The organism is Streptomyces sp. NPDC086080 (genome assembly GCF_044540255.1).
Classification (GTDB): domain Bacteria; phylum Actinomycetota; class Actinomycetes; order Streptomycetales; family Streptomycetaceae; genus Streptomyces.
Genome location: NZ_JBITRU010000008.1, coordinates 153,378 through 171,290, shown reverse-complemented (window position 1 = coordinate 171,290; position 17,913 = coordinate 153,378). Strand labels below are relative to the sequence as shown.

Below are 17,913 nucleotides of genomic sequence, written 5' to 3'. Positions count from 1 at the left end.
CTCACTTGATCATCAAGCGCGTCGAGGCACCGCTCCGCGCTGACAGCCCCGCGCCCGCCAGAGCCACGCACCGGATGGTGTGCGGGACGAGTGGGTCGCAGGGAAGATCGGACGACGTAGGAGCAGCACACGGGAACAGGTAGCGGACGTTGGCGCGAATCGACGCGGCAGCCGCGAGGCTTCAGTCCGCGTGAGCTGACGCCAGCCGCATCCTCAACGACGTGCTCATCAACCAGGCAGCCGAGGAATCCCTCGCACTAGGTGAACTCGCCGAGATCGCCAACGTCGACGACGCCGGCACTGATGAACTCCTCGACCAAGTCGTCACCCTCGCTCACAGCTATCTCTCCAGGCCCTTGCGCGAGGTGCACTTCGACCTGCTGCGTGTCCGTGACCGTGCCGGAGCTCTCCTGCGCGGCCGGCAACCCCCGTCCCGCACCCGGGACCTTTATCTGGTCGCGGGCAGCGTCTGCGTCATGCTGGCCAACGTCGGAAGGGACTATGGCCGCAGCACCGCCGCCCAGGCGCAGGCCCGCGCCGCCTGGGCCTGCGCCAAAGCGGCTGGGGATCCGGATCTGCTCGCCGTGATCAAAGGAATCCAGTCCAGCATCGCCTACTGGGACGGCCGCCCCGCGGAAGCGGCCCGGCTCGCCGCGGCGGGACTGCGCCATCCAGCCAAGGGGACCGCCGGCGTCTATCTCGCCAGCCTCGAAGCCCGCGCCAGGGGACAGCTCGGTGACCGGTCCGGAGCGCAGGCCGCCCTCGAGCATGCCTCTCGGCTGCGTGAGCGGTGCGGCACGGACCCGATCGGCGGGGTCTTCGGATTCCCCCAGGCGAAACAGCACTTGTACGCCGCGAGCGCCCAGGTCTGGCTGTGCGAGCCCGATGCCGCCGAGCAGGAAGCCACCGCCTCACTACTGTGCTACCAAGACCCCGCCACAACCCACTCCTACGGCGACGAAGCAGGCGCCCGCCTCGACCTGGTCGTGGCTCGCCTTCAAGGCGGACTCCTCGACGGAGCCGTGGACGCACTGCGCCCCGTGCTCGACCTGCCACCCCACCTGCGCGTCGCAAGCGTCGACGTCCGCTGCGGCCGGGTCCTTCATCTGCTGCGCGGGCGGTTCAGCGACACCTCGGTCGGCCGGGCAGCCATCGACGAGGTGACCGCTTACCGAGAGAGCATCTTGCTGCCCCGCGCGACCGGACGGTGAAATGGGCAGGTGGCTCCCTTGGTAACGTCCCGCGGCCCCTTCGCCCAACACCGGCTCCATCGCACCGTCCAACTCGCGTGCCGACACGCCGGACTGCCGCAGACAGAAGAACCCGAGTTGATCCATGTCACGATGAACGCGCTCTTCAAGATCCCCAGCGTTCCGGTCATCGTCCGTATCGCCCCGTCTGCCGCACTCCTGACGGAGACCGAACGTCTCGTTCAGATCGCGCGCTGGCTCGACGCCGTCGACTTCCCCGCCGTCCGTCTGCTGCCCGAGATCCCTAAGCCGCTACTCATCGACGAAACCAACCACATCGTTACCTTCTGGCTCTACCTGCCACAAGATGGCCGCCCGACCCCGCGTGCGTACGAACTCGCTCGCCCACTACGCCAGTTGCATGCTCTACCCACACCGGATTTCGACCTTCCCCGATGGGAGCCCATCCGGGAGATGCGCGAACGCCTGGCCGATTCGTCAATCCTCCCTCCCGGGGACCAGGCATGGCTCGACGACAGCATCCACGAACTCGACGAGCAACTCGGTGATCTCACCTACCCACTCCCGCACCGGGGTGGGGTCATCCACGGTGACGCCTACATCGGAAACCTGCTCCGCGGCCCCCATGGCGAACCAGTGTTGTGCGACCTGGACTCCTTGTGCCGCGGCCCCGCCGAATGGGATCTCGTCCCGGAATTGGTGGCCTGCATCCGGTACCGACGCCCCATAGCCGACTACGACCTCCTGTGCCAGCTCTACGGCGCCGACATACGTACCTGGTCTGGCTGGACCGTTCTCCGCCGACTACGGGAACTCAAGGTCCTCACTGCTGTCCTGCCGATCCTCGACAGCAGCCCCGGTCTCGCAGAACAGGTCCGCCTCCGGCTGCACGGTCTCCGTGAAGGCGCCGAGGCCCCGTGGACTCCCTTCCGCATGACCCACTGAGCAGCCAAGGTGCGGTTCGGCGTGTCTGAGGCCGTGATGGCCCTCAGCATCGCGATAAGAGAGCGAATCGGCACCGCACTGAGTCCCCGAGAAGGAGACTGGGCGACCTAGCCATTGAGGTCAAGAATGACCTGCTGATCGCGGGTCAGTAACGGGCGAGATCTCCAGAGCCTCCTGCCAGTGGTCCTGGCCTACACCGCTCACCCTCCTGCGCGGCCTTTCTCAGGCTCTGACTCTCGCGGATCTGGGTATGGACCGTTCACCGGACCATCAGCGATGGTCCGAGATCCGCCCGTTGCTGGGCGAAGGTCCCCGTCCTACTCGTTCTCGGGAGGAATCAATGCGGGGTGGACGCTTCGCTGCCACCTGCCTCGCTGGGCAGGGTCTTACGGTCGGTTCTACGGGCCCGGCGACGAAAACCGCAGCAACTGGGAGCCCCAGGGTGGCATACTGCCGCGGCCCTCACCATCCCGCGTCGCCTGCGGCGACGCCCGACGAATCAGACGGCGATCCCACCCACGAAGCGACGCACCGTCCTGACGCTGATCGGCGGCACGGCTCTGGGCTCCTTAGCTCCGCTCATGACCCGGGAGACGCCAGCGCATACACTCACCACGCCACCCGCACCGAACTCGACCCCGCCGACCTCACAGAACTCGAAGCAGCTATCGACCACTTAGGCATCACATACTCCTCCACACCCCCGCGCGAACTGTGGCCGACGGCCGCGCGTCAGCAACTGGAGGGCGAACAGCGAGGCCGCCCCCAGAACCGGCAGCTCTCCTCGCCCTCCGCGTCAAGACGGTTGCGCGCGAGCACCGGCAATGCGGTGTCCAGAAGCATCCACCAGTACGGCGCCCGGACAGAGCGGACCCCATCACGGCGCGCCCACACCACCGTCGCCTCTCGCTCTCCAAGTACGGCACCCTCGGGCACGGCCACCTTCTCAGGCGACCCCATCGACGCCATGGGTCTGAAGAACACCATCCGGCCCGAGCGCGGGGGATCAGCGGGTTCGAACACCGCCGCGTAATCGATCAGGCGGTATCGACCCACAGCAGACAAGCTCTCTCAACCACAACGCCCTTGTACGCAAGGGCATACGACAAGCCGGAGTTTGCCGTGCCGCCCGACCTCGTAGCGTGAAACGCCGAGGAGCGGACCCGATCGAGTGACAAGAACACCGCGTGACCCACTCCCCGTGCTTGATCGCGGTGATGCAGAGCCGCAGCGGTTTCCGGGTCGAGAGCTGCGCATTCCGCTCCTCGGTGGATGACGGCCCCAGGTGTTCAGCGGCGAGCGTTGCCAGGCCCGCCGACCGGGCGTGGAACTGGAACCCCGCACCAGCAATCCCTAGTCCGGGGAAGAACCGCGCACGGCCCATCCGGCGCTGGCAGGCTGTACCCGGCACCTGTGCACGGAGAGGTGAACGATGCCCGACAATGACCGCCGCCAAGAACACCTCAGCGTCTTGGACGCGGCCCTGAAGCCCTACTCCAGCGTCTCAGTGCTCGCCCTGTTGCGGGCGGCGCTCGACTCCCCGGGATGCGCTCGCTTCCACGACCACCTCCTGCTCGCCTGGACCTGCGCTCTGGCCGCCCCCGACCGGGACGGGCGCGCTGCGGCCGCCGACGACCTGCCAGCCGTCCTTCACGCTGCCCTGCAAGCCGCCCCGGGCCGCGGCATCACAACCGACCGCACGCAGAACAACCCAGCTCAGGGCGTGCACTTCACGATTGGTGAACGTGGCCGGTTCTTTGTCCACCCCGGTGAACTCGACCACCCGCTCCTCGCCCTGCGCAGCCTCCACGATGTCGCCGATGCCGTCGACGACCACCTCATCCCCACGTGTGGGTTCGGCATCGGCGACATCCTCGAACTCGCGCTGCGCCACACCGACCACACCGTCGCGAACCTCTCCCCGGCCTGGCCACCGATCTCCGAAGCCGAACCAGTGCCCAGGCAGATCACGTGCGAGGTGACCGACGCGGAGATCACGGCCGCGGCCGTACTCGGCACCGCCTACCTCACCGCAACCGGGTCCGGCGGGCCGGATCGGACAGCGGCCGCGCTCGCCTACCTCACCCGCGATCTGAACGACCTGCCCCTCACCTACGACCCTGGCCTGCCTCTGCTCGGCCCCACCCTCCTCATCGGCGGCAGCCACCTCACCGTGCCGGTGCCAGCCTCCACCGCCCTGGAAGCGGCCACCGCCGCGGCCGGTGACCTGCTGTACCACCACCCGGCGCCGCCCCAGGCCGAGCACCGGCTTCGCCGCCGCACGATCGCCCGCGTCGCGCGCCTTCTCGGCCTGGACCACATGCCCGACAACCCGGGGGAGGTGTGCCGGATCAGCTCACCGTCGCACCGCCTGGAGATCGCGATCACCGCCACCCTCGCCGACGACCTTGCCGCCCTGATCGAGAAGGCACGCGCCGAGCTGTCCACCAGCCCCGCCGGCACAGGGCGGCTCGTCATCTACGCGGGTCCCAGGTTCCTGGGCCGGGAGGTGATCACCGACACCCTCTACCTCCACGTAGAGGAACTCACCGAGATCTTCATCGCCACCGGCGGCGACCTGACGATGTTTGCGCTGTGGGCACTGGAACTCACCCAGCATCCGGGCATCGACGCCATCGCCTACTACGACGTCCTCGACGCCTGGAAGGCCTGGTGCGCCCAGGCCACCCTCCTACCGCCCGGGCCGCCGGAAGAAGGCGTCGCAGTCGTCGAACCGTACGGACGGGACGTCTCCTGGGACCGGGCCGCCGTGTGGGCTCCCGTCGACGATATTCTGGCCGCGGCCGGCCTGCCGCCCGCCATCGACTGGACCGCATGTCGACTCACCGAGGCATCCGAGGGCAACGGCCAGTGGGCCGACCTTGCCCAGACCGTCGACGGACAACAGACCCTGGCCTGCGTCAGCAGCCATCCCCCGCTCGTCGTCCTCGCCACCGTCAACCCCGACGAGCGGGCGCTGCTGGACGCTGCCGCCTTCGCCGGTCTCGCCGACGGCATTCGGGGCACCCTCGCCGCGCACCCCGGCCTCGCACAGCACTTCACCCCTGCCCTGCCGCCGCCCGGTCCTGCTGCACCTGACCGAAACCGTCGAGCCTCACCAGGCACCCAACCAGACGAAGACCGAGCCGCCAAACGGCGTCCTTCCGCTGCTCATCGCCGCGGACAAGGAAACTGCGCGCATCGGCATCATCCTCGACCCGCCGCTCTTGGACCGCTTCACCGACGACGGCCACCACATCCTCGGCCTCGCCCTGCACCACGCCATCGGCCGTCTTCACTCCACCCACGACGCCGAGCACCGGCCTGACGCTGCCGAGTTCAGCGCCGCGTGGGACGCCGCCGTCCCGGTCCTCACCTGGTACGGCACCGACCCCTACGCGCCACAACCCGCACCATCCCACCACCTACCGAACATCACCCGCCACATCCGAGCCCGCGCCATGCGTATGGCCGCCGACGCCGTACGCGCCGCTGGCGTCCCGGCCGGCACCTTCACCGGACCCGAGGCCCTGCGCCGCGAAGGCCCCGCCGAACAACTCCTCCACGCCCTGGAGAACGAGCTCGCCGACCAGCTCCGCTCCCACCACCCCGACCTCGTACCCGCACTGGCATGCCACCTCAACGCCGCCCTTGCCACCCGGGCCCACGGTCGCCGCGAAGCCGTCACCGGCATTGCCCGTACCCAAGGCGAGTCCTGGCAGGAAGAGGCCCGACGCCGCCAAGCCGACGGCGCCGTCAGCACCACCGCCCTGCAACTGCTGCTCCAACAGGCCCTGATCATCCCGCCCGCCGGCGACAAACCCGCCGACCTCATTGCCATCGCCGACCTCTCCGCCCTGGCCGAACTTCTCCTGTGTACCGCCCTGGTCGTCCTCCCTGCCAGCAAGCGGCTTCACTCAGCGACACTCACCATCCACCCCAGCGGCCTGTTCACCCTCGATGACACCACCGAGACCGCCGATGCCTGCGCCGAGGGACACCTCGGCTTCGACACTGCGGCCTACCGCCACGCCCAGGAACAGCAGTGGCTCACCCGAGCTCGCACGGCCGAGCCGCAACGCCTCACCCCCGAGGACCTGTTCACCACCCGCAGCGGCACCCGCACGCCCATCGCCTTCACACGGTTAAACCCGCCGGTCGGCAGCACCCTCGCCCGCGCCGACGCCGAACTCACCGCCCAGTGGGGCTGCGGCCTCGACGCGCTCGCCGCGGTCCTCGCCACCGCTGCCGACTGGCCCACCCGCCCCGACGGCACCGCCCTCACCAGCCGAGAGGAGCTTGCCCGCGAGACAGCCGCATGGTCCCAGCTACCTGAAGCCCAGACCCGAGCCGCCATCGAGCAGCTCGTCCTCCACCCGGGCAACGCCGCAGGAGGCCACGCCCACGCCTACACCGAGGTCGAACGCCGCATCCGGCCCCTCACACACCCGCTGATCGCCCACAACGACGGCGGCATCCTCATCGCGCCCTGGCTCGTCCACACCTCCCAACAGCTCTACACCACCTATCTCGCCGACGGACGCCTGCCCCGCCCCGACACCCCGCCCGAGGCGAAGGCTCTGCTCGACCGCCACCGCCAGCAGTACAACAACCAGCTCGAGACCGACCTCGCCCAGGCCGCCGTCCACGCCGGCCTGTCGTACCGCTCCCGCCTCGAGCGAGGCCCGGCGGCCGCCGCCGGCATCCCGGGCCTGACCGGCGAGGTCGACCTCCTCGTCGCCGACCCTGCCCGGAAGCGGCTGTGGGTGATCGAGGCAAAGAACCCCCACGGCGCCATCGGCATCCACAACGTCGCCCAGAACCTGGGCCGGTTCACCAGCTACCGCACCAAGCTCCTGGCCAAGGCCCGCATCATTGACGAGCACGCCACGGCAGCCGCGCACGCCTGCGGGGTCGAGGCAGCACAGGGCTGGAGAGTCATCCCCCTGTTTGTCACCCGGAGCATCGACCCGGCCGCCTTCACCACAAACCCGGGCGTCGCCTTCACCACGATCGACCACCTCGCAACCCTCCTGACCACCCACAACGAGCCGGAGCACGGGTGGAACCACTAGGGCGTCCGGGTCTGGGGTGTCACATGGACGGTTCCGGGCGCCGTACGAGGGAGTGAAGGGCAGCTCATGCCCACGGACTGCGGTGCAGACAGCCGAGGGCTATCCACGGAGTGCAGGGGTGTAGCGAAGACGGTGACCAACTACGCGGTGAATTCCAGAAAGCTTCTGACTTTAGGGACGCCCTGATGTACCCGCAGCTTCGTTCGGAGATCGGCCAAGGCGGTGCTGCCACGGGCGGAGTTCACGCCGCCCATGTGCTCGACGGCGAGGTGGGCCACGGCTACGGCCTGTTCGATGGCGTCGAGCTCGAGGTGTGCTTCGGCGGCGCGTGCCTCGTAGATCGCGGCCCCACGGGGGAAGGAGCTGCCGTCGTAACTCTCTTGGATCTCAGCCAAGCCAGCGGTGGCAGCCTGCTGGAAGTGATCCAGCGCGCGGGCGGGATGACCGAGGTTGAGCGCGGAGCTGCCCAGAAGTTGATGGATCTCTCCCAGGTTGACCCAGTACAACGACGGCAGATCCTCGGTGAGCGGGATGGCGTTGCTGTAGGCATCGAGGGCTGCGTTCGCTTCCCGGTCGGAAGCACGCAGGTCACCCGCCCGCGCGTGGGCTCGACAAGCCCGCGCGTGAAGCATCGCGAGCATCCGGGCGGATCCGGTTGCGCGACCGTGAACCTTCGCGGCTTCTACCAACGAAGCTGCTTCCTGAGGTGCACCGGTTGAATACAACTTGATGGCCCAGAAGGAGAGGGTCGTGGCAAGGACCTCCGGATCCCGGGAAGAGAGTGCGTCCTCGGCGGCGTCCGCGAAGTGTGCTTCCGCCCGATTCGGGTGCCCGCTGTCGTAAGCGGTCCAGCCGGCTGCCCGTTGCGCGTCGGCTGCGGCGGCGAGCAGACGCCGACCAGTTGCCTCGCTGTAGGACGCGGTGCGCAGCGCTCCCGCGATCATGTCGAACTCGTTGACGGCGGCGTTATAGACGTGGCCCGAACCGACCTTGTCGTCGAGGTGTCGTAGGGCGATCAGGCGCTGTTCGTGAAGGGCGGCCAGGCCATCGCCGATTCTGCGGCCGGTGCTGGCCGTGGCCGGGGCGCCGGATGCAAGGGTGAGGGTCATGCCACCGGCGGCGGCTGTGATCATGAACCGACGACGTTCCACGGTTTCACCGGCCTTTCGTGGGGCCTTCAGCGCGGTCGGGGTCGCGCGGTGCGGTGCGAGTAGAGCATCGGGAACTGCGCGATGCAGCCAGGCTGGCCAGCCGAGCTCCACAACGTCGCGTCGAGGAATGTCCAGGAGATCGGCAAGCGCGAGTTGGGTGTTTCTATCCGGCCGAGTACCGGTCTTCCAGCGGTGGAGCTTCTGCTTGTTGGTCGCCAGGCTGCCGAACCCCAGGCGCTTGTGGCGTGCCGCGATCCGTTTCAGGAACGCTTCGGCCTTTCCCCCGTGATGTGCAACGAGGTAGTCGAGAAGACCCCCGACCTCGCTCAACGGTGCTCCCCTCCGCTGCAGGACCGGCCGTCCAAGTGTCCCCGGGCGAAGCCCTTCACGGGAGACCCCCGGGACAGGTGGATGACCGCTGGATGACCGCGAGACCACTCGAGATGACGACAGCACTCTTCCTGCCTCTGCCTGCTGGCGGTCTCCTTGAGAGCGGCCAACTGGGGCGTCCGCAGGAACCAGACGGTGCGGGCTTCGGCCGCCTGAAAAGCCGATTTGTCGTGAGCTCGGGAAGTGCACGTCGATGCGGGGGGGAAGAATGGCGTCTCCACGGACCGAACGAACCGATCTCGAACGACCGCGTTCGCGCCGGGCTCTTACGGCCTTGGGTCGGGAGCCTCATCGGGTGACAGTGTCATCCGTCACTCGGCTGCCCGCCGGTTGGGCGGACGCAGCGGACGGCTTCGAGGCCGGCCTGCTCGCGCGGACAGCGTTCGCGGTCGTCTTGGCGATCAGTTCCGGCGGCGGGGAGATACGGGTGGTGAGCGGCACCACCAAGACCGGGGAGCCATCGCAGGTTGAGGCTCTGCAACTGCATCCGCAAGCCTTGATCCGCCGCCTATCCGCACGGTGGACCGACAGCTCACCGGTGCCGGCCGAGGCTGGCGGGCTGCCGACCCTTCAGCGGCTGATTGACTCCAGTGCCCTGCCGGCGTTCCACTTTGCGGCAGCCGGGCAAACCCCACCACCGGCACTGTCCCCGTTCGCCTGCTCGGTTCGCGTCGTTCCGGAGGGCTGGGAGTGGACCCTCAGCGCTCTGCCCGGCATGGCTGACGAAGACACGCTGCGGGCGCTCTCCGACCAGGTTGGAGCCGTGCTGCATGCCCTGACTGCCGTACCGGACCTGACCGTGGAGCAGGCCGCGGACCGGATCCGGCTGCCGGCCTTCGAGATCCAGATCCTGGGTGGTACAGGCCTTGCGGAAGTGACCGCCGCGCTGTGCGGCTGGGGGCATGCGGTCGGACTGCCCGTGACGGTGCACCGCGTCAAAGCCGAGGAGACCCGGGCACCGGGGCTGACTGAAGGCGGGCCTCGGCCGACGGAGTGGGGAGCGAATCTCGTCGTCCTCAAGCAAGGGCTCGGCAGCCTCCCGCAGCCGAGGCCCGAGGCCGGCCCGGAAGGTGGGGACGCGCTGGAGACTGGACTGAGGGCGCTGCCGGACGGCCGCCCTATCGCGGAGGTGAACGCGAACGAAACGCGTGAGCTCTATGGCGAGATCGTTGTCCGCAACCAGTACCTGCGGCACGGCTTGCAGCTCTGCGACGGCGACCTCGTCGTCGATGTCGGGGCCAACATCGGGATGTTCGCGCTGTTTGTTGCTTCGCAGGCGAGCAAGGTCACGGTCCACGCCTTCGAACCGGTCCCCGTCGTTGCCCGTGCCCTGAAGGCGAACATGAGCCTGTACGGGGTCAGCGGCACGGTGACCTGCGCTGCCGTCGGAGCGAGTGCCGACGTCCGGGCGCTCACCTTCTACCCGCAGTCGTCGCTGCAGTCCGGCTTCTACGCCGACGCCGAGGGCGACCAGCACATCGTGGGGGAGTACGCCCGCCACCAGGCCGAGGCACTTCCCGGACTCCCGGCCGGGCTACGGGCGGCCGCCGCCGAGGCCCTCGCGCCGACAGCCCGCGCGCGTACGGCTGACCGGCAGGAGCTCCAAGTTCCGGTGATTCGCCTGTCGGACTGGATCCGCGACACCGCCGTGAGCCGTATCCACCTGCTGAAGGTCGACGCCGAGCGTGCCGAGGAAGAAGTCCTCGCCGGCATCGACGACGAACACTGGCCCCTCATCGGCCAGGTCGTCGCCGAAGTCCACGACCGGGACGGACGGGTGAACAGGCTCCGAGCCCTCCTCCAGCGCCAAGGCTTCGAGACGGTCGTTGAACAGGACGCGCTGTTCGCCGGGTCGGAGATCTACATGCTGTACGGTCTGCGGCCCGGGGCCTCGCGCCCCGAGGCCCCGTGGATGAAGCGCCAGATCGCGGCCGCCGAACGCTGGGCCCAAACATCAGGCCTGCCGCTGTACGTGACCTCTCCCCCCGGTGCGATGCTCGCCGAGACCCGGATCGCCCGTCAGGCCGTCGAAGCCCGCGGCCTCAGCTGGGTCGAGCCGCCGCCCCTCGCGTCGGCCGACCTCGCTACAGAGAAACCGAGCGTGGTGCTGGCGTGGGCAGAGGCGGTGCTGCGACGGATGACTGCCGCGCAGCGGCCGGTGGCCAAGGCTGTGGTCGTAGACGGTGACAACACGCTGTGGGGCGGGGTGTGTGGCGAGATCGGGCCCGAGAACGTGGACGCCGACGGCCCCTACCGGCAGATGCAGGAGATGCTACGGGAGCAGCTCGCGGCCGGGCGGGTGCTGTGCCTGTGCTCGCGCAACAACCTTGCCGACCTGGAGGCGGTTTTCGCCGCTCACCCGGGCATGCCGCTGGGTCTGGGGGACTTCGTGGCGGTGCGAGCGGGCTGGGGCCCAAAGTCCGTCGCCGTCGGCGAGATCGCTGAGGAACTGGGCTTCGCGGTGGAGTCGCTGGTCTTCGTCGACGACAGTGCGGCTGAGCGCGCCGAGGTGGCCATCGCGCACCCGGGGATCACGGTCGTCGACCTGCCGGCGGACCCGCGGGAGTTCCCCGCCGCCCTGCGCGGGACGTGGCAGCTGGGTTTGGAAGGCACCGGGACCGCGGAGGACCACGCGCGGACGGCCTTGATCGCGGGGGAGGCCCGGCGCCGGACAGCCGCAGCGCAAGCGGCGACAACGGCCGAGTACCTGGAGCAGCTGGACCTTCGTGTGGAGGTGTCCCTCGCCGTGGAGGATGAGGTGGAGCGGATCGCGCAGCTCGCGGCCCGCACTACCCAGTTCAACTTGGCGCTGCGCGGCCATACGCCCGGAACGATCCGCCAGGTACTCGCCGGCACCGGGGTGACGCTGTCGGTCCGGGTGCGCGACCGCTTCGGCGACTACGGGCTCGTCGCCTTCGTCTCGGCCGAGGCCGACGGCCGGGTGCTGCGAGTCCGGGACTTCTTCGTCAGCTGCCGCGCTCTGGGACGCAACGTCGAGTGGTGCGTCCTACGGGAGCTGGCCGAGCATGCCACCGCCCTCGGTCTGGACAGCATCGCGCTCACCGGCACGCCCGGGTCGCGCAACCGGCCAGCGCTGGAGTTCGCCGACGCGGCCCGTACCCGGTTCGGCCTCACCGGTGCTCCCGATCTGGTAAATGCTTCGGCCGCCGTAGCACTGGACTGGCGGCTCCTCACCGCGGCACAGGTCGCCGCGGCCCCGATCGCCGGTGAGTGCCCGCCCACCGGGGTTCCGTCGCGGGTGCGCTGGCCCGTCTCGCAGCAGGCCGCCGCGCGGGCCGCTGATGCCTACCAGCGCCCCGGCGAGACGACGTCCACCACCCCCTACGTCGTGCCGCAGACCGAGACGGAGCGCCGGATCGCTGCGGTGTGGGAGGAGACGCTCAAGGTCGCGCCGATCGGCGCCCACGACGACCTGTTCATGTTGGGCTGCGACTCGCTGACCGCCGCGGTGATCTGCGCGCGCCTTCGCCGACACGGGGTTGAGCTGGCGGTCCACGAGCTTCTGGCGCATCCGACCGTCCGCGGGGCGGCCCGGCAGGCGGGCGCGGGGCGACAGCCGGCCATCGAGCTGTCGCAGGACGCGGAGGCCGCGCCGGCGTCGCTCGGGCAGCAGCGAGTCTGGGCAGCGGAGGCGCTTGGCGGGTGCGGAAACGCCCAGGTCATCCCCCTGACGTACCGGGTCACTGGCCCGCTCGATCTCGGCCGGCTGCGCTCGGCGCTGGAGGTGGTCGTCGCCCGGCACCCGGCCCTGCGCACTGTGCTGGTCGACGACGGAGGGGCACTGGTGCAGCGCCGCCTGACCGCCGGCGAGGGGGTCGACATTGAGGTCCACGAGGTGTCGAGCCTGCCGGAGACCGAGCGTCCCGGCCAGGCGGACCTGCTGGCCCGCCGGTTCTTCTCGGCGAGGTTCGACATCGGCCGGGACGTGATGCTGCGCGCGGCCGTGCTGCGGCTGGGCCCGGACGACCATGAGCTGCTGCTCATGCTGCACCACAGCGCGGGCGACGGCTGGTCCGTCGACATTCTCCAGCGCGACCTGGGCGCCCTGTACGCGGACCCCAAGGCCCTGGCCGGCGTTCCGGTCGGTGCGACGTTCGCCCAGTACAGTGCCGCGGCCGTTCGGCGGCGCGAGAGCGCCGCGTTCGACCAGGGCGCGGCCGCCGTCCGCGCCGCGCTCGACCGGGCGTCCGCCCGCCCCTGGAGCACGCCCTCCGGTCTGCCCGCCGAGCCCCGCCACCTTCGCTTCGCACTGGACTCCGACCTTCTGGCTTCGGTGCGGGCGGCGGCGCGAAGCCGGTCCGTCACTCCGGTCGCGGTCCACCTCGCTGCCTGGCAGCTCCTGCTCGCGGTCGCGGTCAGCACGGATGCGGTGGTGACAGGCTGCCCGGTCGCGGGCCGTAACGAGGAGGTGTTCGCCGACACAATCGGCTTCTTCGCCAACCTCGTGCCCGTCCCTGTCCACTTTGACTGGTCCGCCACCGCAGGCGGGTACCTCGATACGGCAGTTGCCGCCGTGGCTGAGGCGCTGAGCCACGCCGAGGTGCCCTACGGGCTGGTCGCCGACGGCGCCGGGGCGGTCTTCGACACGCTCTTCACCCTGCAGCCACCCGCCACGCACCCGCTGCGCTTCGACGGCTGCACCATCACGGGCAGCGAACCGGCCCTGTGGCCGGTGCCGTACCCGCTGATGCTCGACGTCCAGGAGCACGCCGACGGCGCCAGCGCGCTGCTGCGGTTCGACGCCCGCGCCCGTCACCCCGTGGATCCGCCGTGGCTGGCCGAGGCGTACCCGCTCGTCCTAGCCGCGCTCTGCACCCTGCCCGAACTGCCCCTGCAGAGGCTGCGGGACCTTCTGCGGCCCGGTACCGCCACCGTGTACGACCTGGTCCGTGACCGATTGGCCAACCTGCGAGAGGACGGCGAATCCCGGTGACCACCACGAGTCCCCGACCCGCCACCACCGTGTGGCAGATCGACGCCACCGATGGTGCGACCGTCGCACCGGCCGCACCGCAGCACCTCCACCTGGCCTCCCACCCCGAGGCCGCCTTCACCGCCCCGACCCTCGAACTGCGGCTGACCGGACTGCTGGACGCGGACCGGCTCCGCGCGGCCGCCGAGCACACCGTGCGCGAGCACCCCGCGCTGCGCCGCCGCCTCGGCACCATCGCCACCAGCGGGGAGCAGCCCCTGGTCCGGCTCGTCCGCATCGCCGACGGCAGCCACACCCTATGCCTGAGCCCGGCGCTCGGCTCGGTGGACACCACCGGCCTGCTGCGGGCCGCCGCGGCCCTCGCCGCCGGCTACCGGACCAAGGCCGCCGCCGGGGCGGGCGGCCCGGACCCGCAGACGGTCGACGCCTTCCTCACCGGCCTGCTCACCGACCCGGGAGCCGCCGCCGGCCGCGAGCACTGGCAGACCCGCCGGCTGGACACGGCGGCGGAGAACCTGGCCCGCGCTCTGGTAATGCGCACCGCCACGCCCGGCCCGCGCCTGCACCTTCCCGTGCCGCTGGACGACGCTGCCGGAGACCGGCTCGTCCGCCTCGCCCGGGACCTCGATGTCGGCGTGGACGCCGTCGTGGTGACGGCGTGGCGGCTGCTGCTGAACCGGATCGCGCCCGGCGAGGACGGGGCCCTGGGCCTGTTCACCCCCGGACCGGTGGAGCAGCTGCCGGACACGATCGGTCTGCTGGGCCGCTGCGTCCCCGTGCCGGTACGCCCGCAGACCGCCGACACACTCGCGGATGCCGTCCGCGGTTCCCACCACGAGAACGTGCTCGCCGCCCGATTCGGCGACTTCTTCACCCACCCGCAACCGGGCGGCGAGTTCACCGCCGGATTCCGGCACGTGGATGCGCCCATGCTGGACTTCGGACCGGACCTGGACGTCACCGTCGAAGCGCTGCAGGTTGCGACCGACCGCATCCGCCTCGACCTGCACTCCCTGCACGCCGGCAGCCGGCTCCGCCTCACCGTGGACGCGGATCGCGCCGCCGTCACCGAGGAAAGCGGCCGACGCTTGGCCGACTGGCTGGCTGCCCTGTGCACCGGCCTGCCGGACCACATCGACACCCCGGCCGAGGCCGCGGCCTCGCGGATCCTGGACCCGCTCACCTACGGCAGCCGCGTGCACGGCGCCGACCAGGCCGGGGCTGGTACTGCGGCGCCCGCCACCTTGGTGGAGGCCTTCGACGCCCAGGCGGCGCGCACCCCGGGAGCCTGCGCCGCCCGCGACGACGACCAGGAGGTCACCTACCGCGAACTGCACGCCGCCAGCGCCGCGTTCGCCCGGACGCTGGCCGGGCGGGGCGTGGCCGCCGGGGACCGGGTGGCCGTGTGCATGAGCCGCCGGGTGCCACTGCTGGCTGTGCTGCTGGCCGTCGCCCGCCGCGGCGCCGCGTTCGTGCCGATCGACCCAGCCCTGCCTGCCGGCCGGGTGACCGACCTGCTCGCGGACACCGACCCGCGACTGCTCGTCACGGACCAGCACCGCCCCGACCTCCCGCCGGGCGGCCGCGCGCCCGTCCTGCGCATCGACGCGCTGCCACCCGGCACCCCGGCGGCCGGACGGGAGCTGGTCGCGGCCGGACCGGAGACGGACGTGTACGTGATCTACACCTCCGGCTCGACCGGCCGCCCCAAGGGTGTCCCCATCAGCCACACGGCCCTGATGAACTACCTCCGCTGGGCCTCACGCCACTACGGCACCACGGACGGCAGCGGCACCCTGGCCCATTCCTCGATCAGCGTCGACATGACCATCACCAGCCTGTTCCTGCCGCTGCTGACAGGCCAGGCCGTCACCCTGCTGCCCTCCGACGAGCCCACGGACCTGGCCACAGCCCTCACCCGGACCCGCGACCTGAGCCCGCTGAAGGTCACCCCCGGCGGCCTGCGCCTGCTCACCACCTTCCTGACCGGCGCCCAGATCACCCGGGCCGCCCGGCACCTGGTCGTCGGCGGCGAGCAACTGACCGCCGCCACCCTGGACCTCCTGGACGCACCCGGCCTGCTCGTCACCAACGAGTACGGACCCACCGAGGCCACCGTCGGCTGCTGCGCCCACACCCTGCGCCTGGGCGAGCACCCGGCGGCCGGCCCGGTGCCCATCGGCACGCCGATCCACAACACGACGATCGAGCTGCGCACGCCGGATGGCCGGCTCGCCCTGCCCGGCACCGCCGGGGAACTCGTCGTCACCGGGCCCGGTGTCGCGGCCGGCTACCTGGACCGGTTCGCCGAGACCGCCGCCCGCTTCACCACCGACCCGCACACCGGCACCCGCTCCTACCGGACCGGTGACCTCGCCCTCCTTGGCCCCGGCGGGCAGCTGGTGATGCTCGGCCGCAGCGACGACCAGCTCAAGATCCACGGCTACCGCATCGAACCCGGCGAGATCGAAGCCGTCCTGACCGGCCACCCCGGCATCACAGCGGCCGCCGTCACCACCACCGGCGGCACATCGGTGCTCGCCGCGTTCCTCGTCCCCGCCCCTGGCGTCGACCCGGCCGCCCTTCCCGAGGCTGCAGCTGCGCTCGCGGCCGACCGGCTGCCGTTCTACGCTCGCCCCGACCGGTACGAGGTCCTCGACCGGCTGCCGCTGCGCGGCAACGGCAAGATCGACCGCCGGGAGCTGGCCGAACGCCCCGCGCCCGCCACCGGGGAGGAGGCGCTGGACGCGGCCGACCCGCAGCTCGCCGTGGTCGCCGCGCTGTGGAGCGAGGTCCTCTCCACGCCGCCGAGCAGCCCGGACGCCAACTTCTTCGCCGAGGGTGGCGACTCCATCAAGGCGGTCCTGCTGGCCGGCCGGGCGCAGCGGGCGGGCCTGGAGCTGACCGTGCACGACATCCTTCAGCGCCGGACCCTGCGCCGGATCGCGGCCGTCGCGCGCCCGGCCGGCGTGCGGGACGCGGTGGATCCAGGGCCTGTGCCGCTGACGCCCTACCAGGCCGGGTTCCTCGCGCGCGCCGCCCCCCGACCCGAGCGGTGGACTGTGCGGTGGAGCGCTAACGCTCCCGCCCCGGTCGACACCGGGCGCCTGGAGCGGGCACTCGCCGCGACCGTCGCCGGGCATGAGGCGCTGTGGACGTCGTTCACGCACGCCGACGGCCGGTGGACGGCCCGGTTGGGCGAGCCCGGCCCGGTGCCCGTACACGTCCTCGATTTGGACGGCGTCCCGGCCGCCGAGCGGGAGCAGGCCGTGGCCGGCGTCCTGGAGCGCGTGGAGGACGGGTTCGACCTCGCCGGCCGGCTGGTGGGCCTGTGCCTGATCCGTGCCGCCGGCCAGGCGGAGAGGGTCGTGTGGATCGTCCACCACCTGGTCGCCGACGTCGTCTCCCTGCAGAGCCTGAACCAGGAGCTTTGGCATGCCTACGCGCGCCCGGCCCAGCTGGTACAGCGGCGCGGGGACGGGTACGGGGTGTGGCTGCGGGACGAGGACGGACGGCCCGCGACGCTCTTCCCCACCTGGCCCGGGTCCGGCGGGCCGACCGCGTGCCGTACCGCCGTCTCGCGGCTGGGCGCGGGCGCCCGCCGGGCCCTGGCCGATGCGCAGCAGGACGCACCGCGATGGGTTCTCGCCGTGCTGGGGGCCGGGTTGCTGGGTGCGCTCGCCGAGGTACGCCCGGACCTGCCGCCCGCGCTGTGCGCCGAGCTCCATGGCCGTGACCGTCCCGGGCTCGACCTGGCGACTGCGGTGGGCTGGCTCACCGACTTCCGGCCGCTGCGAGCCGAGCAGCATGTGCTCTGCGACCCGTCGGCGCTGGCCGCCGCCCTGCACTGCCGGATCGAGGAGCCCCGGGATTGGACGGGGGCGCTGCCGCCGGTGGCGCTGAACTACCTGGGCGACCTTCCGGCCGGCTGCGGCCCCGACCTTCCGGACGCCGCCGCGAACCCGCTGTTCGGCCTGGAGGCCGTGGTGTGGACCGGGCCGGAGGCGGTCGAGGTCAGGTGGCGCTTCGACGAGGCGTTCATCCCGGCCGCCACCGTCCAGCGCCTCGCTGACGCCTTCGCCCGCCGCGCGGCCGCCACGTTCACCATCCGCCCGCAGACCGCCACCGGGCCGGCCGGACTCTCGGCCGCCGACCTGAGCCGGATCACCGCCACGTTCGAGGGATGA

At 71.0% G+C, this 17,913-nt stretch carries 7 protein-coding genes; 6 read left to right on the top strand and 1 reads right to left on the bottom strand.

Features of this window, described 5'->3' with window-relative positions:
• Positions 1-221: 221 nt before the first annotated feature.
• The 4 genes from ACIF9R_RS13035 (at position 222) to ACIF9R_RS13020 (ending at position 7,231) form a co-directional block, all read left to right on the top strand.
• The gene (locus ACIF9R_RS13035) at positions 222-1,211 is read left to right on the top strand and encodes a hypothetical protein (protein ID WP_399978275.1); all 990 of its coding nucleotides are present in this window, start codon (positions 222-224) and stop codon (positions 1,209-1,211) included.
• Between the two features lie 132 nt (positions 1,212-1,343).
• Positions 1,344-2,156 (top strand): phosphotransferase family protein, encoded by an 813-nt coding sequence (locus ACIF9R_RS13030; RefSeq protein ID WP_399978272.1) that lies wholly within the window; start codon positions 1,344-1,346, stop codon positions 2,154-2,156.
• A gap of 1,432 nt (positions 2,157-3,588) precedes the next feature.
• The gene (locus ACIF9R_RS13025; RefSeq protein WP_399978269.1) at positions 3,589-5,484 is read left to right on the top strand and encodes a hypothetical protein; all 1,896 of its coding nucleotides are present in this window, start codon (positions 3,589-3,591) and stop codon (positions 5,482-5,484) included.
• Complete coding sequence (locus ACIF9R_RS13020) at positions 5,384-7,231, top strand: hypothetical protein (RefSeq protein WP_399978268.1); 1,848 nt, start codon at positions 5,384-5,386, stop codon at positions 7,229-7,231. The genes ACIF9R_RS13025 and ACIF9R_RS13020 overlap by 101 nt, the downstream gene beginning before the upstream one ends.
• Positions 7,232-7,371: 140 nt before the next feature.
• Here ACIF9R_RS13020 and ACIF9R_RS13015 read toward each other — a convergent pair whose 3' ends face one another.
• Positions 7,372-8,712 (bottom strand): transcriptional regulator, encoded by a 1,341-nt coding sequence (locus ACIF9R_RS13015; RefSeq protein WP_399978265.1) that lies wholly within the window; start codon positions 8,710-8,712, stop codon positions 7,372-7,374.
• 775 nt (positions 8,713-9,487) lie between these two features.
• On the opposite strand from ACIF9R_RS13015, the gene ACIF9R_RS13010 reads away from it, so the two are divergent.
• Both ACIF9R_RS13010 and ACIF9R_RS13005 read left to right on the top strand, forming a co-directional pair.
• Positions 9,488-13,726, top strand: coding sequence for an FkbM family methyltransferase (locus tag ACIF9R_RS13010; RefSeq protein ID WP_399978262.1), 4,239 nt, complete (start codon positions 9,488-9,490; stop codon positions 13,724-13,726).
• Positions 13,723-17,913: an amino acid adenylation domain-containing protein gene (locus tag ACIF9R_RS13005; protein WP_399978260.1), complete on the top strand. Its 4,191-nt coding sequence runs from the start codon at positions 13,723-13,725 to the stop codon at positions 17,911-17,913. The genes ACIF9R_RS13010 and ACIF9R_RS13005 overlap by 4 nt, the downstream gene beginning before the upstream one ends.

Excerpts from the sequence above, each read along its gene's own strand:
- ACIF9R_RS13030 (WP_399978272.1), top strand. The coding sequence starts at position 1,344 with ATGAACGCGCTCTTCAAGATCCCCAGCGTTCCGGTCATCGTCCGTATC.
- ACIF9R_RS13025 (WP_399978269.1), top strand. The coding sequence starts at position 3,589 with ATGCCCGACAATGACCGCCGCCAAGAACACCTCAGCGTCTTGGACGCG.
- ACIF9R_RS13010 (WP_399978262.1), top strand. The coding sequence starts at position 9,488 with ATGGCTGACGAAGACACGCTGCGGGCGCTCTCCGACCAGGTTGGAGCC.